Source organism: Flavitalea antarctica, from assembly GCF_054461535.1.
The window spans coordinates 33,953-56,545 of the sequence record NZ_JBTLQG010000020.1 but is presented as its reverse complement, the minus strand read 5'-3'; the positions used below and the strand labels follow the sequence as shown (position 1 = coordinate 56,545).

Annotated in this window: 18 protein-coding genes; 3 read left to right on the top strand and 15 right to left on the bottom strand. The window is 43.6% G+C overall.

Going from position 1 to position 22,593, the window contains the following annotated elements; all coding sequences use genetic code 11:
• Window positions 1–58 precede the first annotated feature (58 nt).
• From ACX0G7_RS17180 to ACX0G7_RS17135, 10 genes are all read right to left on the bottom strand, one after another.
• The gene (locus tag ACX0G7_RS17180; protein WP_458924743.1) at window positions 59–2,587 is read right to left on the bottom strand and encodes a T9SS type A sorting domain-containing protein; all 2,529 of its coding nucleotides are present in this window, start codon (window positions 2,585–2,587) and stop codon (window positions 59–61) included.
• Window positions 2,588–2,816: 229 nt separating this feature from the next.
• Window positions 2,817–3,587 carry an SOS response-associated peptidase gene (locus ACX0G7_RS17175; protein WP_458924742.1) on the bottom strand — a complete coding sequence of 257 codons (771 nt, stop codon included), beginning with the start codon at window positions 3,585–3,587 and terminating at the stop codon, window positions 2,817–2,819.
• A gap of 6 nt (window positions 3,588–3,593) precedes the next feature.
• The gene (locus tag ACX0G7_RS17170) at window positions 3,594–4,094 is read right to left on the bottom strand and encodes a hypothetical protein (RefSeq protein ID WP_458924741.1); all 501 of its coding nucleotides are present in this window, start codon (window positions 4,092–4,094) and stop codon (window positions 3,594–3,596) included.
• On the bottom strand, window positions 4,094–5,356 hold the full coding sequence (locus ACX0G7_RS17165) for a Y-family DNA polymerase (protein ID WP_458924740.1): 1,263 nt from the start codon (window positions 5,354–5,356) through the stop codon (window positions 4,094–4,096). The genes ACX0G7_RS17170 and ACX0G7_RS17165 overlap by 1 nt, the downstream gene beginning before the upstream one ends.
• Window positions 5,344–5,766 carry a LexA family protein gene (locus ACX0G7_RS17160; protein ID WP_458924739.1) on the bottom strand — a complete coding sequence of 141 codons (423 nt, stop codon included), beginning with the start codon at window positions 5,764–5,766 and terminating at the stop codon, window positions 5,344–5,346. The genes ACX0G7_RS17165 and ACX0G7_RS17160 overlap by 13 nt, the downstream gene beginning before the upstream one ends.
• A 132-nt stretch (window positions 5,767–5,898) precedes the next feature.
• Window positions 5,899–6,654 (bottom strand): DUF481 domain-containing protein, encoded by a 756-nt coding sequence (locus ACX0G7_RS17155; protein ID WP_458924738.1) that lies wholly within the window; start codon window positions 6,652–6,654, stop codon window positions 5,899–5,901.
• A 105-nt stretch (window positions 6,655–6,759) separates the two neighbouring features.
• Window positions 6,760–7,665, bottom strand: a complete 906-nt coding sequence (locus ACX0G7_RS17150; RefSeq protein ID WP_458924737.1) for an endonuclease/exonuclease/phosphatase family protein — start codon at window positions 7,663–7,665, stop codon at window positions 6,760–6,762.
• A 31-nt stretch (window positions 7,666–7,696) separates the two neighbouring features.
• Complete coding sequence (locus ACX0G7_RS17145) at window positions 7,697–9,109, bottom strand: GH1 family beta-glucosidase (RefSeq protein ID WP_458924736.1); 1,413 nt, start codon at window positions 9,107–9,109, stop codon at window positions 7,697–7,699.
• Window positions 9,110–10,201: a glycosyltransferase family protein gene (locus ACX0G7_RS17140; protein WP_458924735.1), complete on the bottom strand. Its 1,092-nt coding sequence runs from the start codon at window positions 10,199–10,201 to the stop codon at window positions 9,110–9,112.
• Window positions 10,198–11,055, bottom strand: coding sequence for a UDP-2,3-diacylglucosamine diphosphatase (locus ACX0G7_RS17135; protein WP_458924734.1), 858 nt, complete (start codon window positions 11,053–11,055; stop codon window positions 10,198–10,200). Before ACX0G7_RS17135 ends, ACX0G7_RS17140 begins: the two co-directional genes overlap by 4 nt.
• Window positions 11,056–11,211: 156 nt before the next feature.
• On the opposite strand from ACX0G7_RS17135, the gene ACX0G7_RS17130 reads away from it, so the two are divergent.
• Entirely contained in the window at window positions 11,212–13,575 is a 2,364-nt protein-coding gene (locus ACX0G7_RS17130; protein WP_458924733.1) for a GAF domain-containing protein, read from the top strand.
• Between the two features lie 5 nt (window positions 13,576–13,580).
• Here ACX0G7_RS17130 and def read toward each other — a convergent pair whose 3' ends face one another.
• From def to ACX0G7_RS17115, 3 genes are all read right to left on the bottom strand, one after another.
• The gene (def, locus tag ACX0G7_RS17125) at window positions 13,581–14,165 is read right to left on the bottom strand and encodes a peptide deformylase (RefSeq protein WP_458924732.1); all 585 of its coding nucleotides are present in this window, start codon (window positions 14,163–14,165) and stop codon (window positions 13,581–13,583) included.
• Window positions 14,166–14,269: 104 nt separating this feature from the next.
• Window positions 14,270–16,687: an ABC transporter permease gene (locus ACX0G7_RS17120; protein ID WP_458924731.1), complete on the bottom strand. Its 2,418-nt coding sequence runs from the start codon at window positions 16,685–16,687 to the stop codon at window positions 14,270–14,272.
• A 193-nt stretch (window positions 16,688–16,880) separates the two neighbouring features.
• Window positions 16,881–18,221 (bottom strand): alkaline phosphatase family protein, encoded by a 1,341-nt coding sequence (locus ACX0G7_RS17115; RefSeq protein WP_458924730.1) that lies wholly within the window; start codon window positions 18,219–18,221, stop codon window positions 16,881–16,883.
• 91 nt (window positions 18,222–18,312) lie between these two features.
• Here ACX0G7_RS17115 and ACX0G7_RS17110 point away from each other — a divergent pair, with 91 nt between their 5' ends.
• The gene (locus ACX0G7_RS17110; RefSeq protein ID WP_458924729.1) at window positions 18,313–19,179 is read left to right on the top strand and encodes a ThuA domain-containing protein; all 867 of its coding nucleotides are present in this window, start codon (window positions 18,313–18,315) and stop codon (window positions 19,177–19,179) included.
• A gap of 44 nt (window positions 19,180–19,223) precedes the next feature.
• Here the strand turns inward: ACX0G7_RS17110 and ACX0G7_RS17105 are convergent, their stop codons facing one another.
• Window positions 19,224–20,462: a PQQ-dependent sugar dehydrogenase gene (locus tag ACX0G7_RS17105; RefSeq protein WP_458924728.1), complete on the bottom strand. Its 1,239-nt coding sequence runs from the start codon at window positions 20,460–20,462 to the stop codon at window positions 19,224–19,226.
• Window positions 20,463–20,697: 235 nt separating this feature from the next.
• Here ACX0G7_RS17105 and ACX0G7_RS17100 point away from each other — a divergent pair, with 235 nt between their 5' ends.
• Window positions 20,698–21,906, top strand: coding sequence for a PQQ-dependent sugar dehydrogenase (locus tag ACX0G7_RS17100; protein WP_458924727.1), 1,209 nt, complete (start codon window positions 20,698–20,700; stop codon window positions 21,904–21,906).
• Window positions 21,907–21,946: 40 nt separating this feature from the next.
• Here ACX0G7_RS17100 and ACX0G7_RS17095 read toward each other — a convergent pair whose 3' ends face one another.
• On the bottom strand, window positions 21,947–22,489 hold the full coding sequence (locus tag ACX0G7_RS17095; RefSeq protein WP_458924726.1) for a hypothetical protein: 543 nt from the start codon (window positions 22,487–22,489) through the stop codon (window positions 21,947–21,949).
• Window positions 22,490–22,593: the final 104 nt, after the last annotated feature.

Below are 22,593 nucleotides of genomic sequence, written 5' to 3'. Positions count from 1 at the left end.
CGCTGTTTTGTTTTTGCCATTGGAAATTTAAGATCGGCAATGACTACTTATGCGTGCATCATTGTTTGATGAGTTTGAGCGTTTTGGTGAACGAACCTTGTTTTATTTTCAGCAGATATAAACCAGGCGTATAAGTGCTGGCATCAATATCATAGATCCCGCTTCCCTGGACGTTATTGCGATAGAGCATTTTGCCGCTTTCACTATATAAGGTTAAATCAGCTTTACCGGGATTATTGAGGGATAAATATAATTTAAATTGTGAGCGGCTCGGATTTGGAAACACATCGGCAATCTCCGGTTTCACGGGTTTTTCTTTTACAATTGCTGCATGATCTCCTGCTGAGAGCACACCAGTGACTGCAACATCATTTTTACATTCGTTGGTTGTGGCAGAAGCCAGGTCAAACCGGGTGAATCCAAAGTTGTCTTCCCAATCCAGTATCACGATATTTGGTACAGGCCTGTTCCGGTAATAGGCTGTCTGGGTGCTGAAGTATGTGTCGCCCGGTTGAACCGTTGTCTTATTATCCTGCCCGAAGCCGGTAAGGAACCAATGTACTTTTACTTCGAAGGGATTAGGATTAATTATTTTCCAATTCCTCGTCTTTCCGGGATCGTCAGAACAAAGCGCTACGAGCTCAAGATTTTTAATGTACAGATTCGGGAACTTAACTTCTCCCACTGATAGTTCCGCTCTCAGCAGACCTGTGCCAGTATTAAAATCGAAACCTTTATCGAAACCCGGAGTATAACGGTTATCCATATCGTAAGTTCTGGATGCCATAATGCCGCGGATCTGTGCAGGGGTCAAAGTGTTTAGCTTTTGGGCATCGATCATCAGGGCAGCGGCAGCGGCAGCGTGTGGTGCAGCGGCGGATGTGCCATAGAAATTCGGAAAGACATCAGGATCACCGGTATCATCACTGTAAAAAAAGGAAGTATTACCTCCATCCGGCGCTGTAATGTCTGGTTTCTTACGTTGGATCGCAGGGATACGGATGCCTTCCTTATCAAAATAAATCATTGTTCCGCCAAGCGAAGAAAATCCTTCAACCAGGGGAACGTCCACTCCATATGCAGGTGTTGCCTTATACCAGCTGGCTGCAGTTGAAATTGCTCCTGCACTATTGGAATGACCCACAATCGATGGCGCAAACTGGCCCGGGATCGGAACGTTGGAATAAAATGATCCCTGGTCATACATGATATATTTCAAACGGGATGGATTGGGTCCCGAATATTTGACAATACTGATATAAAAAGTATTACTGGTGCTGTTGTTATAGAATCCTGTGAACTCTAACGGGTCACCGCTGGCAAGGTTGTCCTGGAATGACCAGGCGATTATATCACCTGCCTGATTAAAGATAAACAGGTCAACATCCGATTCGGCTCCCATTCCTCCAGCGGAAAAGAAGGGATCATCCCATTGCAGGCCGATAGTAAATACTCCTCCCAGCGGCACATAAACCGGTTGATAATAGATCGGCTGAGCCCCTGGGGCGGCAAAATTATGGGCGGTGCCCCAGCCTGGTCCTAACGGTTCATAAACGCTGGGCTTATAATTCATTTCATAGGACCTTGTAGACGAATTGCCAGCAGCCGTAAAGTATGTCGCGCCGTTTTTTACAACCCTGTCGATCGCCTGGGCTATAATACCATCCTGGAAATATGGCTCATCGGAGTAGTAGATATCATCAGTGATAACCTGGCAGCCAATTTTTGCGAGTTCCACAATTCCCTGAGCAAAAGCAGCCTGGCCGAGGAAAGCAGTATTAAAGGCGATTTCAGCGCCCGGTGCTACATCATGAACGATTTCGGCCATTGCCCTACCCTCATCTATACCACCCGAATCAAGGTCCACCAAAACCTTCACTTGCTTTTTATAGTTGTAGGGATTCTTTGCACCAGGAAGTTCACCGTTCAGCACACCCATTTCGGCCCCTCCAAGGTTGTTATAAGAATCTGAGAGAATTCCAACCTTAACACCCTTTCCATCAGCCTTGTATTTTTTCCTGGCTATATCGGATCCCTGTGCAGTGTCCCCCTGGCTGTACACCGTTTGAGTGGGAGCAGATTGAAATAAATGTTGTTGAGTTGCCACACGGCTTGCCACCGGTTGATGCTGATGCCTGGGCTTATAAGAAGGTTTGATAAAACGGAGTTGTGATGATTTTTCCAATTGGGGTAATGACTCAATTGGAATCAATGCCGAAATAACCCTGCCAAAGGATCCGGTGATCCGGGCACCGGCTTTTTGAAGCTGAAGTTTTGCTTCGGTCTGATCTCCGTCTACAGTGGCATCAATCACAACCTTACCATCATAAATCTGGAGAAGGCTTTCAATTCCAGCTGGGATTTTTCCCGGGACAGGTTTCGCAAGAATCGTTACGTCACCTGACTTTGCTTTTGATACCAATGTTCTTAATTCAGGACTTAATTTTGAACCGGCTTTATCAGGAAGAAACTTCGGCCGGTTTACTTTTTCCAGGCTGGGATTGCCGGGTACCTGCGAGAATGTTGGGGTGATGGCACACAATAGCATGCCTAAACTACATGCGTAGTTGAGTAGAGATTTGGTCATAGATAAGCTTTTGCGGTTTATAGAAAAAGGTAAATAAAGGAAGGATAGTGGAGTCTTTCTTGTATTCTAATGTACGATAGTTCGATATGAAATAAAAAAAATAAAGAACGAAAAAATTAAGTATAAAATGTCCAGGCAACATCCCGTAAACCGGGAGGAGTAACGTTATCACCGGTGATCATAAGGAGAGATTACCAGGTGTTGATGACAATAATAAACCGACAGGGGATTATAATTCAGGAAGGTTTTCCCATTCCCATATTTCATGTTTCATTTTATTATCCGGTCTCGGGCTTCTGCCCCTGATAGTAAAAACCGCATGATACTTCAACTCCTCAGATGGCATTTCAAAATCAAGAATCGATTTGTATCGCCCGGCACTAAGATCCTCGCTGAGCCATTCTTTTGCCATGTCTAACGTTAGGAAAAGAGGCATGCGAAACTTATTATCACCACCATTGTGAATCTTCATCATCACGCTGTTTGCATTGCGTGTTATCAGCGTATAGGTATACCGTTTAACCATCTCACCTGTTTCAAGATCAGGCAATTCAGCAACTGAATACAAACCGGGAAGAAAAAATACGGGCTGCTGCTGCAGCTGAATAAAATATGGCACCTTTTTTTTCCATCCCGGAATTTCCCGGTGTTCATAAATTCCGGATACCGGAATCAGGCAACGCCGGTTCCTGATCTTAAACCAATAACTTTTGTTGTCCTCAAGTATTCGTTCGCTTCGTGCATTAAGCATTGTATTTCTCTGTGAAAGAAATGATTTTTCCTCTCTTACATAAAAGGGTATACACCCCCATTCCATCAGCCGGCAATGTGTCAACAGATCACTCCTGTCCCGGTAGATAATCGGGTGTTCGCCATATCCATGAGCCATGATATGCACTGTTGCATCAAAATTTATAGAGATCTGCGTATCATAAATCAGGTCTGGAAAGTAATCACCCAATTCTTTAATGTTCACGGTAAACGAGATATCATAACACATAACCGGTCATTTTTCAAGTTCTTCAAATTTAACTCTTACAACTTGCTTTCCGTGTTTGATTACAATAAAAAGTTCACCGAATATCAGCTGAACAGAAGGCCTGATTCCGCTATCTCTTTCAAGGCGCCAGGTGGTGTTTTTTGTGATGTATTCACGCATCCGGTCCTTGTATTTCTTATTCACCTGCTGCTCAAGCTGGATTTTGCTTTTTACTACCGCCCAAAAAACTTCATAGCGGGAGCCGGGCCCTGTCATGTCCGCCAGCTTTTGGCGATGAGCAGGTTTGGACAAATGAATGATTGAGCCGAAACGGTCATTGATTACCGCCTTATAGTGAATCTTAGCGAGGCCAAGGTCGTCATAGTCGGACAACAGTAACCCGATCTTTTCTTCTCCCGGGCTGGCAGATCCCACCCGGGTATAGGTCTGCGTTACCAGGTAAACCTTGTTCAGGTCCATTAACCTGTCGATGTAACTGCTCTTAAACTTTTCGAACGGTTGTAACATCAGTTGTTAACCTTTACCAGCTGATCAATGTTTGTCGTATATTTTTTTGAAAGATGGGCCGCTTTCAATCTGAATTTTTTTTCATAACCCTGCACCGCAAACCTGACAATTTCTTTTCCAAGACTTTTGTTGATGGAATCCAGGGCATTCATAACCAATTTTGATTTCGCAGGGTCAGCATGATCAAACATGCTTTGTTGTATACTTTCCTCAGGTACCAGGTCCGAAACAATAACACCACATTTCATGTACCTGAAACCTTCTTTAAAAATAAGTTTAAGGCCGCGGGTAGCAGCCTTGAGTATTACACTGGTATCGTTCGAGGCTTTTTCAAGTTCGATGTTAACAGACCGCGAATACTGGGGATCATTTATCTTATGCAGATTTGTCTGTATAAACACATGAACAGTGGAACAGCAGGATTTTTGTTGTCTTAACTTCGCAGCGCAGGTTGCAGCATGATTACAAATGGCTTCACCTATCAGTTCAATATCTTTAAGCAGGTAACCAAAAGACCTTGAAGTACAGATATTCTTTTTTGCCGGCGTCTCAAGCTCCCATTGGATAGCAGGAATTCCACGCACCTCGTTAAGCAGCCGCTGGCCAACCACCGACATATTCACACGAACCCATTCCTCGGGCATCTTTGAAAATTCGTATGCAGTATATACTCCCCGCTTTTTTAATTGCAATGCATGCTGATGACCAATGCCCCACACCTCCTCGACGGAAGTCTTCTGAAGCATTTCCCTGACAAGCTCGTCATTAGCCGCCCAAAAAACACCCTGGTCCTTCCGCTGCTTTTTGGCGAACCTGTTAGCCATCTTAGCTAATGTTTTGGTTGCTGCAATACCAACCGTTACCGGTATCCCTATATTGCGTTTTACAGTCCGCCGTATCTCAACGCCAAGGTTCAATAAATCCGAATATTGCAGGTCGTGCATATCCAGGAACGCTTCATCGATGGAATAGATCTCCATTGACGGAACAAATCCACCCAGCGTTTTCATAACCCGATCCGACATATCGCCATATAAGGTATAATTGGAGCTAAACACCTTTACCTTACGCTTATCAACCAAATGCTGGATCATAAACGCCGGGGTACCCATATCAATACCCAGGGCTTTAGCTTCGTCACTCCTGGCAATAGCGCAGCCATCATTGTTTGACAACACGACAATCGCCTCCCCCGCCAGCTTCGGATCAAACAACCGCTCACATGAGCAATAAAAATTATTACAATCTACTAAAGCATACATCTTTTTACATCCCTGGTATCAGTGATAATACTTGTGACAACACCCCATACTTCCATATTCATTTCCGGAAGTACCTTTATCTCTTTGTATTTGCTGTTTGCAGGAACAAGAAAACAGTTATAGTCATTTTTCTTAAGAAACTTAACCGTAAATTCTCCGTTGATCACAGCCAGCACTATGTCGCCGCTTTTTGGCGTTATGGACCGGTCGACAATAAGTTTTGCCTTTGGTGGGATGAAAGCATTGATCATAGAGTCGCCGGTACATTCAACAATAAATGTCGCGAGCGGATGCCGGATGAATTCTTTGTTCAGATCGATCCGCTCTTCCATATAATCCATTGCAGGTGATGGAAATCCTGCATGCACTTTATTGCTGAACAAAGCTATCGTCATTTCACTGGTTTCCATGTGTTTGCGGCGTTTATCAAAAAGTTAATCAGGCTATCAATATAAAAGTACCAAATACTAAATTATTTAGCAAAATGAAATTGAGATTGTTTTGATTGTCATCTGTAATCGTTTAATAGTGAGGGGGAAATATTAAAAATACTTTTCGGCTGTCAAACCAAATGTTACCAGCAAATTCTGGCGATCCGTTTTTCCGACCTTGTTAAAAGTAAGAGCGGTCGTAAAATTCAGCCATTTATATAAACGGAAGCTTAAGCCATTAACTGATTTGATGATGTAATCGTCGCCGTCAGAAAATGCATTCTGAATTAAATGGGTTCCATCAAGGGTAATCATTTCTTTAATGACCCACCGATACCGGAACCTGAATGAATTTCTCAGGATAGTGTTTTTTTCCCTCGTGGTATCATTCAGGAATACATCACTTTTCTCGTAAAGCACACCTTCACTGACGTTTATGTAAAGCTGTTTTTTGTCGGCAATGTTGTAAGCAACACCAAGCCCCGCCTGTACACGATCATTGATCTTAAGCGAAAAACTTTTTTCATAAGTCAGCAGGCCCCAGTAATAGAAGTTCTTAAATGTTTTAAAAAGATTGAAGTCAAGCGCGTTTGTAAAATCGTTATTGGTCCGCCGGTCATTTTGTTCTCCGTAGATCCAGCTTGCTGCAGCATTTAAAGAAACGTCCTTTCGCCTGATACCAAAGCGGAGATTATTGTTTAACACGTATGAATCGCCATCATTCGTTTTGTTGATCACACCTGTAGAGGTATAAGCAATGTGTCGGGTTATGCTATCGTTAAACTGCGCATTCACCCGGTGTTCCCGGGCAAGCAAAATGCCTGTTATCAACAATGGTAATATCCACGAAATTCTTTTTTGCCTCATTTTTGAAATTGTTTCTAAAAAATAATACGCCGGTAGCCTTTGGAGCATCCGGCGTATTGGCAAAAATATCAGGCCAGTTTGTAATTATGGGGTAATAATAGATTTTTATTTCAGGGTCAGGTATGCGACAACAGGAAAATGATCTGATGGAAACTTGCCATGGTATGTATCTGTAAGTATTCCCCATTTGCTTGGGGCAAAATGCTTGGATATGAAGATATGATCAATGATTTCATATCCTTTTCTTGCCCTGCCGAACGAATTAAAAGAAGCGTTGTTAGCATAGGGATATTTAACGCCTTTGTAAGAATCTGTCAGCATATCAGAATTAGCAAGTGTAAGATACCACTCGCTGGTCTGAGAACCATTCAGGTCCCCGGTAAAGATCACAGGTTGTCCCGCGGCAATCTCTTTTATTTTTTTAAGTATGAGGATGGCACTTTCTTTTCTTGCCTTAACACCCTGGTGGTCGAAATGTGCATTGAACACATAAAATTTTTTACCTGATTTTTTATGCTGCAGTTGCACCCAGGAGGATATCCTGTTGCAACAGGTCGCATCCCATCCCAGTGATGGTTTATCGGGGGTTTCTGACAACCAGAAATCACCGCTTTTCAAGAGTTTGAATTCACCCGACTTAAAATATATTGCTGAGTGCTCTCCCTTGTCTTTTCCATCATCCCTGCCAAGTCCATAGCGGGTATACTCCGGCAAAGCCTGGCTAATGTCATCAAGCTGATTTTTCAACGCTTCCTGGGTACCGAAAATATCGAAGTCATGAAATCTTATTAGGGCAGAAACCACCGGTGCCCGGTCAACCCAGAGATTCCCTGTGTCTCTTTTGTTATCATATCTCACATTGAAAGTGGCCACTTTCAGGAGCTGGGCCTGGGTGGCAAACATAAACAGGCAACAAAACGCCAGCATTGCCATTTTACGGAAGATAATTTTCTGAAAACTGCAGGACAGGTTTGAGGCATTTTCAACAATCAGTTTGAAGGAACTTTTCATATGCAATAATTTTTGGGTGTAATGGCATCGCCTAAAGGGCAAATATATCGTCGGAAATGTTTTCCTCCGTATTTTTTACTTCTTCCCCATTATTTAAATCAACAGGCAGTCCCGAAAGAAATTTTTTATACCATAATCCGGATGATTTGATCGTTCTTTTTTGAGTGGGGAAGTCGATATGCACGATTCCAAAGCGCTGTTCATATCCTTCCGCCCATTCAAAGTTATCGGTAAAGGTCCAGATGAAATAACCGTCGACCCTTACACCTTCTGTTTTTGCTTTTAATACCTCTGCAATATAACGTTGCAGATATTTTTTTCTTTCTGCATCATCTATCACGCCATCACGGACAACGTCCGTAAAAGCAGCGCCATTCTCTGTTACAATAATTGGTGGAATATTTTTATAGGAGCCAAATTGTTTAATCATTGCATATATGGAGGGTGGATATACTTCCCAGTTCATGGTTGTTTTTTCGACCTTCCGTTCATCAGCCTTAATAATCTTTGCCTGCATATAAGGTACCAGCCATGAGTGGGCCACAATCTCCCTTGTATAATTTTGCAGACCTATAAAATCCATATCGAACTTCAGCCTTTGTTCATCCCCATCTTTTATATGCGGTTCCAGCCGTTGCAATATCTTCAGATCCTTCAGGGGATAGCCTTCACCCAACAGTGGTTCTATAAATACCCTGTTAAACAATGTATCCATGCGGGATGCTGCCATCGCGTCTGCGGGCGACCCCGAAGCAGGTTGAACCAGGGAACAGGAGAAGGTGGTTCCAATCCTGATATCAGATCGTGATGATCTTAACACTGCACCAGCCAAAGCCTGGCATAAGGCGGCATGATGCACTGCGCTTAAAAATCCATCCAGGTTGGTTTTGCCAGGAGCATGTATCCCAAGAAAGTATCCTGCACCGGTGAATACCATTGGTTCATTCAGGATTATCCACTTCTTCACCCTGTCACCAAATGTTCTGACACAAAAAGCCACGTAGTTTTCGAACCAGTGAATCACTTCACGGTTTGACCATCCGCCCTTACATTGCAATTCCATTGGAAGATCCCAATGATACAATGTTACCCATGGTTCGATCCCAAGTTCGAGGCAAAAATCAATGAGATGATTATAATAGTCAACACCTGGTTTACTGATATTCCCCGTTCCTGCAGGAAAGATCCGGCTCCATGAAAGAGAGAAGCGAAAGTGCTGGATATTCATCGAACGCATCAGCGTAAGGTCCTGCGGAAATTTATGGTAGAAATCGCAGCTGATATCAGCTGTATCCCCGTTCCGTATCTTACCTTTTTTATGTGAAAATTCGTCCCAGATGGAAACACCCTTGCCTCCCTGGTTCCATGCACCTTCAATCTGGAATGCAGCAGATGAAATGCCCCAGGCGAAATTATCGCCGAAATCAGCCTTCGAAAAAGCCATCTAATTAGAAAGTTTTAATAAAATTTTTTTGATGGTCAATCCCTTCAGCTTTTTTACCGTTAGTGTTTCAGGTTCAAGCGGAGACAAAGAAAGCGTGGTGGCATGCACAGCATGCTTATCAATTATGCGGTCGAGAAGATCCGCTGTTTGATCCGGGTACTCAACAGGGACCGTTGAGCCAGACTTTATCCATTCACTGATAACATGCAAATGTTTTTCTTTCAGACTTTTTATTACCGGCACTCCCATCGCTTCAAGAGCTGCCGCATTGCACTGTTGCTCATATTGATTTTTCATCGGAATAACCAATAACTTTTTCTGTAGAAACAATGCTTCAGCGGGTGTTTCAAAACCTGCGCCACATAGCACTCCCCGCGAGGACGCCATGCTTTTTAAAAAGGCATCACTGCTCACTGGCATCAGCTTTATATGTTCAGATGAGATGGTGTGGGTAAAGTGTTTGGAGAAGATCTCCCATTTAACGCCTTCAAATTTCGATAGTTCAATGATTATTCTTTTGTCGCTATAGGCTGGCAGATAAACAGTGTAATGACCAAGGTTCCCTGGAGTAAGTTTCCTGACTTCACTGCGAATCACCGGTGTAAACATGTTTTCATCGTAACATTGAAAATGAAATCCATAACTCACTGTAACCGGTGCATATGATTTCATGATTGCCTTCCCGATCGCATCTGTCTTTTCAGGACGTGGTGCTTTTTTATTCATTACGGCAACCTGGTGACTAAGTCCCACGCAGGTCCTGTTTTTGAGATAGCAGGCCCAGGAAGACACAGGTTCAAAATCGCTGATGATAAGATCATAATCTTCTACTGGCAATTTATTTACTTCTTTCAGTAACTGCCTGAGATGGCTTTTTTTATAGGTAGCAAGTAAATCGATCCCACCTTTTTTGCCAAAAATAAAACCAAGGCCTCCCATCTTGTATTTAACCTGGAACGGGAGCCCGAGATCAGACTGGTTGCCGCTTATCAGCACATCCACCTCGCCCCTTTTTTTGAGCAGGGGAACTATTTCCGTTGCCCTGGCAACATGTCCATTACCGGTTCCCTGTATTGCATATAATATTTTCATTTTTTTATCATCCTGAATTCTGTAAGCAAATTGGAAAACAACTGGGTGTTCGATAATTCCGTCTCTTCCTCCTCATTATTCAGTACCATGTCGAGCAAACCGCGCTCGGCAAATTTATAAATACTCCATTCCCCTTTATGGTATTCAAGAGCAGTAAGGTTTTCGATCCAATCTCCTGAATTCAGGTATAAAATTGAACCATTGGCATTTGTCATTTCCCTGATCCCGGGTTGGTGGATATGACCACAAATCACGTAATCGTATTGTTGGCTGATGCCGATGTCTGCACTTGTCTGTTCAAACTGGTTAATAAACTTTACCGCTGATTTAACGCTGTTCTTAATTCTTTTTGATAGGGAGATCTTCCCTTTTCTAAATACCCTTTCGGATATGAAATTCACAACGCTATTGATCAGGATCAGCGTGTCGTAACCAATGGCACCAAGTTTAGCGAGCCATTTAGAATGTTGCATTGTTACATCAAACACATCACCATGAAATATCCAGGCTCTTTTGTTGTCTTCCAGTTCAAGCACCAGTTTATTCACAATGCTGAAGGACCCCATTTTCAATCCTTCGAATTTCCGCAGCATCTCATCGTGATTGCCGGTAATGTAATATGTCTTTTTGCCCTTGGTTATCCAATTCATCAGATGTTTAACAACCTTCATGTGGCTCTTTGGCCAGTATCGTTTGCTGAACTGCCAGATATCGATGATATCACCATTCAGCACAATGATACCCGGATTTATACTCTTAAGATAATGAAGTAATTCTTTTGCGCGGCAGCCGTAGGTGCCAAGATGAACATCGGAGATAACTATAACATCAACCTTACGTTTTTTTACTTTCATCCGTTGGTTTTTATTTTCCAGGCTTCGGTTACTGCCTGTCGTTAGCCATTACCGCACTAACAAATAATATGTAAAGTTGCGAAGGCAATGTTACCTGTAAATTAGCCTGATATTAATTGACAGTTAACTTTTTGCTTAACTTTAAAAAAATTCGCGATGCTTTTTCCGGCATTTCAGGAGTCGCCTTTCCTGATCCAGTTTTCTTTTGGCCAACTCATCGACCGCCTTGAACGGGCATTGGATGACCCGTTGACAAACAACAGGACCCAGCTGCTTGAAGACTTACAGCAATTAAAAAACGCACCGGCCCTCTTAACCGGGATAACAGATTATTCCCAGATCAGCGATCATCTTGATCGTCTTCGCCGTTTGTTAATAGATTATTTTCCACCAGCCCTCACATTAAATGAAATAAAAGCGGTTACCTTACCCTATACAGGCATAATCTTCAACCACACAAAAAGATTCGAAAATATCCTTGCAGATGCCGGGGAGCATTTTGACTTCCGGATCCGTGATTTTGACGATCACCAGTTTTATGTTTTAAGCTGCTGCCTCATCCTCAATCAACTTTACGGTACCAACCTCGACTTTTCAAAGCCTTTGTTCTATGACATCCCAATGGCAAATGGTGTCATCAAACATTACCGGATACTTTATAACGGTGATTTCCTGGAAATTTCCCCCACTCCCCGCTCAGTTCATATTTCCAGGGAAGACATCGACCAACTGATGGACAGCTATGACGACATTGATTTATGGAAACGAAAATTTCCGGCGGGTAGTTATATTCTGAAAGGCTTTGCCATCATGACCCTGGTGGACGTTACCATCGAAAATGCAGTTTCGTTATTTAAGGAAAAGTTACTTACCCTTCAACCGCAGGACCTACAGGAAAGTGTTGAAACAATTTTCAGATCTATATTCAAGAATCCCCGGATCCGCACGGGCCTCACGCTTTTTGATGAGAGCCAGGGCGTTTTCCAGGGTGAAGGCATGGGTTTTAAAATAAAAAGTTTTCTATTAAATCAATCGGTAAAAGAACCGGCAAAAGGTGTCTTATGTGATCTTTCCTTTCATGAACTTATAGAGAATAAAAAATACTTTGCGATATCGGATAGTGCTGCTTTTCAAAGTCAATACCCGGACAGCGTTCTCGTAAAACGGCTGATCAGCCAGGGCATCAGAAGCGCTGTTTTCGCACCTATAGTTAAAAACAGGAAAATATTTGCCGTGCTGGAAGTTGTTTCCTCAAAAGAAAAAGAACTGAATAGCATCAACGCGTTTAAGCTTGACGTTATTATGCCTTTTCTTACAGATACTATCGAAAGCATGGTGTCACAGTTTCAAAACCGGGTGCAGGCTGTGATCCAGAGAAATTATACATCTCTTCATCCAAGTGTTTACTGGCGGTTCCGGGATGCAGCCCGCGAAGCGATCAATAATGATCTGCTTAGTGATCCTTCTGGTTTACCTGAAATAGTTTTCGAAAATGTATTTCCATTATACGGGCAAATTGATATCAAAGGTTCTTCTGATGCACGGAATGAAGCCACCCGTAAAGATCTGCTCAGGCAACTTACCGATGTATACCGCCTGGTGAATGATATTGCAAGTGTGGCTCGTTCAGGAGCAACTGGCGTTGTGAACAGTGATGAAGCCCCGCAGGATGGTGATACCGGTGATTTCAAGACTACTGATTATTCTACTGTTATTTCGCATATTGGTAATTTTATCAGCCAGCTTGCTTTCCCTGTTCATGCCGGAACGGAACAACTCATCACGCATTATCTCGGGAGCGATGTGCATGGATTGCTGGATCGGATTACCGACCATCCGTTAACAAACGACATAATAGATTATTTCTACCACATCGATAAACAGGTTGGCGATTATCACTATCACCGGAGATTGTTCGACAGTTCGGTGAAAAGCATCAATGAGAAAATGGCTGCTATCATTGACGACAGACAGGTCGAAGCCCAACAGATATTTCCCCATTATTTTGAAAGATTCAAAACAGACGGCTTAGATCATAGTCTTTATATAGGAGATTCCATTGCACCCGGAAAAAATCTCTCCTCCCGGAAACTTGACAAGCTAAGGCTGTGGCAACTGCGGACGCTTTGTGAAATGGAAAAAGCACATTTTCTGATGCGTGATTACCTTCCCATCAGGCTCGAGGTAACAACGCTCATCCTGTTATATACCCAGCCGCTTGCTATCCGGTTCAGGATGGACGAAAAACGTTTTGATGTTGACGGAAGCTACAACGCAAGATATGAGATCATAAAAAAGCGTATAGACAAAGCCTATCTGAAAGGAACACGGAACCGCCTTACCGAACCGGGCAGCCTTGCAATCGTTTTTGCTGATGAAGAGGAAGCAAAACAATACCGGTCCTATCTCAACGAGCTGCAGCTTTCAGGTATGATCCAGGAGTCAATCGAAGAACTCGAAGTGCAGGATTTGCAGGGAGTTACCGGCTTAAAAGCACTTAGAGTTAAGTTTCAACGCTGACGACTTTACTGAGTATATGTCATTAAATATCTGGCAGGCAGCAGACCCGTTGAAATCTTACGGAGCTTCGGTCTCAACATCTTCCTGGAAACTGGTTTGAGATAATCTAAAAACAGTTTTCCTTGTGTGTGATCATACTCATGTTGAACGATCCTTGCAGTGGTGCCTGTAAAGGTTTTTAGGTGCCTTACAAATTCCTGGTCTGAGTATTCGATGGTTATGCTCATTGACCTGGTTACAGGCCTTGCAATGTTAGGAACACTGAGACATCCTTCAAGTTCTTCCCATGTTTCGGCTGACCGGTGGACGATGTTGGCATTAATAAATGTGGAGACAATACCTCTGTCCTCTTTGCCAAAATAAAACTCCCGTTCGGCTGGTTTCAACGACTCAAATGCCGATTTACTGTCTACAATGAACAGCTGCAAAGGGTGATTAACCTGCGGAGCGGCGAGTCCGCAACCTTTGGCATTATACATTGTCTCCCACATATTGTCAATAAGTGGATAAAGATCTGGCCGGTTAGTTGCAACCGGTTCACAAGGATTTTTCAGTATGTCATGTCCATAAGATAAAATCGGCAGAATCATAAACCAGTTTACGGTGCGGTTACGTTACTAAAGAATTACTATTATCGAAAATAAGTATTCTGAAGGCTTTTTCCGTCCCGGCCAACCCGTATTTAGATTCGCTATTATTCATTGCGTAATACAATGGAAGGATTCATCATGGCCGCTTTAAGTCCCCGGAAGCCGACCGTAAATAAGGTAATGAGCATCGCTGACAAACCTGCTATACCGAATACCCACCAGGCAACCCCTATCCGGTATTCGAAGTTCTGCAGCCATTTGTTCATCACAAACCAGGCGACAGGAGCGGCAATAAGGAAAGCAATTAAGATAAGCTTTAAGAAATCCTTTGACAGCAACACCACGATGCCTGAAACGCTGGCGCCTAAAACCTTCCGGATACCAATCTCTTTGTTTCTTTGTCTTATGGTGAATGTGGCCAGGCCGAACAAACCAAGACATGCTACGAAAATCGTAAGACCCGCAAAAATACCTAGTATCTGACCCGTATTCTGCTCGGACTTGTAGGTATTATAAAATTGTTCATCAAGGAATGAATACTCGAATGGCCGGTCCATTTTCAATGACTTCCAGCCGGCTTCTATCTCCCTGATCACTCCCGCAATGTCTGTTGTTTTAACTCTTACTATCAATTGCCCTGAATTCCTGCTATAGGTCATAACCAGAGGAGATATCTTTTCATGCAAAGATTTAAAATGAAAGTCTTTCACCACTCCGACTACATCATAGTTTCTTGCCATACCATTGTTATCCGAATGCGTAAGTCTTTTACCGATCGCATTGCCGTTCCATCCAAGTGCTTGGGCTGCCGTTTCGTTGACTATTATTGCACTTGAATCTGTTCCAAAATCGCCAGCAAAATTTCTGCCTTCCTTCATTTCCATACCTAATGTTGGAACGTAATTTTCATCTACATCATAGCGAAGTGTTTTGATCTGATCAGCCGAGTTCTTTTCAAATACAAAAAAATTATTACCGTAGCTTGGTCCCGCAGGAAGATACCCCGAACTGCTGAAAGCTGCAACGCGTGGGTCGCGACGAAGAATGTCCTTCAGGTAATCCTGTTTTGCCCCCAGTTCCTGCGCGCCCGGTATCAGAACTACCTGCTCTTTATTATACCCAAGTTTCTTATTCTGGATATATGCAAGCTGACTATATATTACTGCCGTGCTCACCATCAATACAATTGATATAGCAAACTGGAATACCACAAGACCGCTGCGTAAACTCACGTTACCCCTTGATGGCTGAATTTTACCCTTGAGTACCTTAACGGGGTTAAATGAGGATAAGATAAACGCAGGATATGTTCCCGCAAAAAATGCGGTAATGATACCCGTTATACAAAGCGCCGGGACAAACCAGGAAGAGATAGCGATCGATAGCTGCAGCTCTTTCCCTGACAGTTTATTGAATAATGGCAATGCGAATTCAACAAATACCAGTGAGATGAAGATGGCTATAGTGGTAATGATCAGGGATTCTATGAGAAACTGCCAGATCAACTGCGATTTCAATGAACCCATTACTTTCCTTATACCCACTTCTCTCGCCCTTTTTCCTGCACTCGCAGTTGAGAGGTTCATAAAATTAATACATGCAATCACGAGCATAAACAACGCAATCGCACTAAAGATATATACGTAGCTGATATTGCCCCCGGGTTCCAGGTCGTTTGTAAGATCTGAATGAAGATGGATATCCCGGAGAGGCTGTAAGAATAAACCAATATCATTTCCGGCGGCCCTGAATTCCTTCAGACTAACCCCGAGAGCCTGGTTAAGCTGAGGTCCCATATATTTCTCAACCGCTGCCGGTAACTTCGCCTGTAGTTTGCGGTAATCGTAACCTGGTTTAAGCACGAGATAGGTATAATAATTCGAGGTCATCCAGGAATTAGAAGCTGCATCAGTGACATCAGTTAATGAAGCAAACATATCAAAGTGAAAATGTGAAGCTTCCGGTATTTTATCGATCAGGCCGGTTACCCGGAAATCTTTACCAAAGTTTTTGAAGGTGAGCATCTTTCCAATGGGATTAGCGTTCCCAAAGTACTTAGCTGCCACTTCCTTAGTGATCACCAGGCTGTTAGGTTCTATAAGGGCTGTCTTTACATCGCCCAATAAAAGGGGTATCGTAAATAAAGTAAAAAAGTTAGGATCAGCCATCGCAATGTTTCTCTCATTGAACGTTTTGTTCCCTGTCACGACTACCGGGGCACCGCCTACTCTTAGCCTTGTAGCCTCTTCGACTTCAGGGTAATCTTTCAACATAGTTTTTGCGACCGGGGGAAACACATTGGCTTCGCGCATTTCCTGGCCCTGTACCTTTCCCCGGAAAACCACACGGACCGTTCTATCTGCTTTTTTACTATAAGTGTCGTAGCTGAGTTCGTGCTTTACGAACAGCATGATAATTATACAGGTAGCCAGACCGGTGGCCAGGCCAAATATATTGATCAGGGAAAATGCCCGGTTTCGCCATAAACTCCGAAAGGCGATTTTGAAATAGCTTTGTATCACTGGACTAAATTGATTGGTTGAGAAACATTTTACTTCCTGTATGGGTCAGGTAAACACCTCCAAGAGGGGTGCCATGTTGCCAGCACATTGAAAATCAGGCTTCGCAACGATTGCAGACTTACGATGTGTCCGGTTCTGTTACAATCATTGTCACGTTTTGGAAAGCGGTAGTGACAACCGGGTGGAGTATTGATTACTTGTATTTTTGCACCTGCACCTTAAGATCATCGCCGGCCCAGCAATTCAACATATTTTCCTTCATCTCGATGACAATTTTATAGAACCGGGATTTGAATCGCGTAATATCAATCGAAGCCTGTTCTGCCGCTACCGGCACCGTCGCAACAAGCACATATTTGTCAGGGATCCCCAGCCGGTGTTTGTTATTCGTGGCCAGCCAGATCTTAGCTGTTCCGGATGTATCCAAAACCTGCCACCTGACCATGATTTTATTCTTATCTGAAACCGCCGATGCATTTACGCCAGACAGCCGCCCCGTAAGCGACGTGCCATCTATTTCCATCAACCGCGCGCGCGGTATAGAAATGTTCATGAAGCGCGCTATTGATGGCATAATGTCAACGATAGCGGGTCGGTGTTTCACAAAATAAGGGTTTACATCAGGCGCATTCGTGACGATCCAGGTTGATCTTTCCCTTTCAGATTGACCGCCATGTCCTTTTCCATTTATCGAATCTCTGCCATGATCAGTCGTGATATATATTTGCCAGTCTTCGTTATTTGCCTCAGATCTTGCTTTGACAGATGACCAAAGTTTCGCTACCTGCTTATCCATTATTTCAACGGCATTATAAAACTGCGGACCGTCCCCAAACTTATGGCCCATATCATCGGTATATTCGAGATAAACCCATGAAAGATCAGGTCCATGTTTTACTATTGTTTCAGCAGCAGTTCTCACTACCTCTTCATCAATCAGGTGAATGTATTTTTTTTCAGCATCATGCGGATAGGTTATCGTATCCTTTTCCAGGCCATCAAACACGAAATCGACTTTCAATCCACCTGTCATGTGAAGGCCATCCCCTACAAGTTTTGTCCGGTTGTCTTCCCAGGTAGAAAATATCCCGGTCTTTTTTTGAGGATACTGATCTTTCAATAACCTGAAAATAGTCGGATAATGATAATCAGGATTCGCAATGTCATTGTCCCAGACATTGTGTTTATTTACCCAGGTACCCGTTAGCAGACTATTATATCCAACAGCAGAGATAGTCGGTGTTTCAGAATAACTGTCTTTCTTACCCCCTACAGTTGCCCTTAAATTATTTCCGTATTTCGCTATAGTATCAAGCCCGGGTGTTTCAACCTTCTCAATAACATCCGCGGGAATCCCATCGACTATAACAAACAACACCTTCTTTGGTCTTAACGCTCTCTTTGCAGAGCCTTTATCCATCTTTGTTTTTATGCCAAGGCCTGCCTGTTCAGACCGGGCATTCGCATCAGTAAGAATTACCAACGTTGTAAAAAAGAATACAGTCAAATTTTTCAGCGGAAATGAAGCGTTCATAGGTACTAAGTTCTGGCTTGTTTCAACGCTTAACACAAACAGGTTGAAAAAAAATTAAAACCCTATTTTTAACCTGTAAATAAATCTTCCGATGCCTGCCCGTCTTTATCTTCTCAGGAAAGCTTTTTCACTCGGTCTTTTGTTTTCCAATTTCGTATCAGCGAACCCGGCTTTCACGGATAAGTGGCCCGGGCCGGAGAAGTCCTTCAAAGCCATTGCGTTTTTTACATGCCGTAACGATAAAGCACATATCAGTTTTGTTAAGGAAGCCAATCGCTGGTTTGCAGATGTTGCTGCAAAAAACAACTTCTCATATGATACTACATCTGCCTGGAACAACATGAACCTGGCAACGCTCAGCAAGTATCAGTTGGTTATATTCCTGGATACCCGTCCCGAAGATAACGATCAGCGGAGGGCTTTTGAGCAATACATGAAGACAGGAGGTGCCTGGATGGGATTTCATTTTGCCGGGTTTGCGTTGACCTCGTCTGACTTTCCGCAGAACTGGAACTGGTATCACCGGGAATTTCTTGGTGCGGGAGAATATAAAAGCAATACATGGAGACCGACTTCCGCTTTTCTGAGGATTGAGAAGAAGAACCACCCGGCGATGGCGGGACTGCCGGCAATATTTAAATCTTCACCAAACGAATGGTACCGCTGGCAATACGACCTGAGAACAAACCCGGATATCGACATCCTGCTTTCTATAGATTCAAGCAGTTTTCCTTTGGGCACCGGTCCAAAAAAACATGAGATATGGGTTAGCGGATATTATCCTGTTGTATGGACCAATAAAAAATATAACATGGTTTATTTCAACATGGGCCATAATGATATTGATTATGAAAACGGGACAAACAACGAGCTGTCGTTTACGTTCACTAATTCCATTCAAAACAGGCTCGTCCTGAATACCGTATTATATCTTGGCCGGAAGAAAAAAAGTGGATAGTGATCAGTCACTATCCACTTCAAGATTTATTTCTTTTTCTATGTTTATTTCTTTCCTATTCTGTACAATTTACCCTGATCGGTAACGGCATATAAAGCACCGTCGTTGCCCTGGGTAACATCACGAAAACGCTGACCTTCACTTGCCAACAGTCGTTCTTCGCCGGTCACTTTATTGTTTTGAATCACAATTCTCGCAATGTGCTGACCACTGAGGGCGCTGATAAACAGGTTATTTTTCCACTCAGGTATGCTGTCTGAAGAATAAAACGTAATTCCGCTTGGCGAAATAACGGGATCCCAATAATATACTGGTTGTTCCATACCATCTTTCTGAGTGATAGCATCCCCAATTTTATCGCCACCATATTCGATGCCATAAGTAATGATTGGCCAGCCATAATTTTTGCCGGCTTCTATCCGGTTGAGTTCATCACCGCCGCGTGGACCAAATTCCACTTCCCAAAGGTCACCGGTCTGCGGGTGAAATGCAAGACCCTGTACATTGCGATGTCCATATGAATAAATCTCCGGCCTGGCATTGGCGTTAGTTGCCAATGGATTGCCTGAAACAGGTTTGCCGTCCGTTGTAATCCGCACCACTTTTCCAAGCCCTGATTTTAGATCCTGTGACTGGGGACGGGTAACCATATCTGAACGCTCACCGGTGCTCACAAAGAGGTTGCCTGATTTATCAAAAAGGATTCTTCCTCCGTAGTGTTTATCGCCTTTATAGGCAGGCGTTGCCCGGTAAATCACAGTCGCACCCCCGATCGTTTTATCGTCTGCGGATAATTTGCCTTTCGCCACAGAAGTAAGGTTTCCTTCGGGCAATGGTTCGGAAAATACCCAATAAACCATCCTGTTTGTCGCAAATGCCGGATCAACCGTGATTCCTAATAAGCCACCCTGGCCTGCAGGATCAACCTTGGGAAGACCGGTAATTGGTGCACTGACCTGCCCGGCAGTCGTAGCGATTCGAAGTGTACCCGCTTTTTCAGTAATCAACAGGCGACCATCCGGTAGCACGGTAATTCCCCAGGGATTTTTAAGGTCTGAAGATATCGCCTTGCCCTCGTATGAAGTAGTTGATTTCACACTTCCTATACGGGTTTGCCCCTCGAAAGCAGGCTTGTATTTCGTATTGGGTTCTTTTGTTTCGACTGATGAGCCGGCGCTGGCAGTATCAGCGGTGGCTGCCGCTGTTTCAGGAGATTTGTTATCATCGCAGGCCGAAAAAACAATTGCAGCCACCAGGATTGTTAGAGGAAAAATTCTATTCATATTAATAATTTATACGTTTGAATAAGAAGTAAAAGTAAGCATAAACCAAAACCGCTGGCAATTTGTCTCAGACTTATCAGCAAAAGTCATGCGGAACCATAAAACATATCTTTTACCCGAATGTTCGGGTTGCCAGTTAAGCAAGCATTATATTTATAGGCTCAACAATTGCATGCAAAGTCTGTGCTCCGGCAACCCCGGTTAGCTCAGCATCTAATAATAAAAATCCAAAAAAATGTACAAAGCGTTCAGGGCAATGCCCGCCTTTTTAATGAGTATGATTGTTAGCAGCGCCAGCGCGTACCAGGCGGCGGACACTCTTGGCCCAGTAGAAACAAAATCGCCAAACAGCGATTACAAGCCTTCTTTTGCCGGTCAGACCCGCATCCCGGCAGTGAAAACCAAAACTGCTTTCCAGGGAAAGTTATTATCATCCGATCTGAAGAGTCCCTGGGGCATTGCCATGTTACCCGACGGAAGGTTCCTGATCACCGAAAAACGCGGGCAGATGCGGATAGCTACACCTGAGGGACAGGTTAGTGAACCTGTGACCGGAATCCCGGAAGTGAACCCAGCCGGTCAGGGTGGATTACTGGGACTTGCGATTGATCCGGAGTTTGGGACTAATCGTATGGTCTATTGGTTGTTTTCTGAAAAAACTGATGATGGAAACCTCACGTCCGTAGCCAAAGGCAAATTGTCGGCAGATGACAAATCGATCCAGGATGTCAAAGTAATTTACCGGGCTACCCCGGCGTTCAAAAGCAATCTTCATTATGGAGGAAGGATCGTGATTGATAAGACGGGTAACCTTATCATCAGCACAGGGGAAAGATCCGACAGAGAATCCCGTCCGCAGGCACAGCACCTTAACTCTGCACTAGGAAAAATAATCAGGATCACAAAAGATGGCAAACCTGCTCAGGGGAATCCGTTCGCCGGCAAGTCAGATGCAAGGCCTGAACTGTATTCGTATGGACATCGCAATGTCCAGGGACTTGCCATCAACCCCCAAACCGGTGATCTTTGGGAAAATGAATTTGGTCCCCGCGGTGGTGACGAACTCAACCTGGTTCAACCGGGTAAAAATTATGGCTGGCCAACAATCACTTACGGAATTGAATATGGCGGTTCAAAAGTTGGTGATGGCCTGACGCAAAAGGATGGAATGGTTCAGCCGGTTTATTACTGGGATCCCGTGATTTCACCAAGTGGTATGACCTTCTACACAGGAGATAACATGCCGGAGTGGAAGAATAATCTTTTTATCAGCAGTTTGAGTGGCCAGCACGTGGCCAGGCTCATCATAAAAGACAACAAAGTGGTTGGTGAAGAAAGATTGCTTCCTGAACTCGTTCAACGCTTCCGTGACATAACACAGGGAAAGGACGGTGCACTTTATGCTGTTACTGACCAGGGCAGGCTTTACAGGATTGGAAAATAACTCGGGTCATGAAGCAGGTGTGCGGGTGGATCATTACTCACTACTCAAATGAAAGATTGCCGACGGCTGCAGAGATCACGATTTCCGGCCAGGTTTCGAAAGAAGTAAGACCAGGCTGTACGGGCAGAACCCGGGCATTAACCCAGTTTTTGTAATTAAGCAAATAAGTTTTGGCATCGTACTTTAGCGCATAGCCGAAAGGGTTATATATCTTAAGCATCATGGCCTGGTGCACTTTCTTTTTTGAAACCTGGGAAAGACTCATGATAAGGGTCTTTTCGGGAAACTTGTTTTCAGTTACTGCCCTTACATTTTTGACAACCCGATTCTCCTGTTCAATTTCTATGTAAACGGTTTCGCCGGGATAAAGCTGAACGGTGAGGTCGGGCAAAACGTAATTTTGTTCGGGGAGACTTTCTTCATAAGTAGTTTTCTTGTCTACTTCAACCTTTAACACATATGGCTTTCGTTTCAACGGGAACAAATCCTGCGCATATACAGATGTTGCCAAAAGCAGAAATGTAATTGCAGTTAAAAGCGACCTGTGTGGTTTTTTTGCAGGATAGGGATTTTCAGTTTTCATAATCCCAAAATAATAATATTATCGGAATAACAAAAGCCGCGGGTCCGCGGCTTTTGTTCTGGTATATACGCCATCAGAGGTATATACCACTCTGAAAATAATCG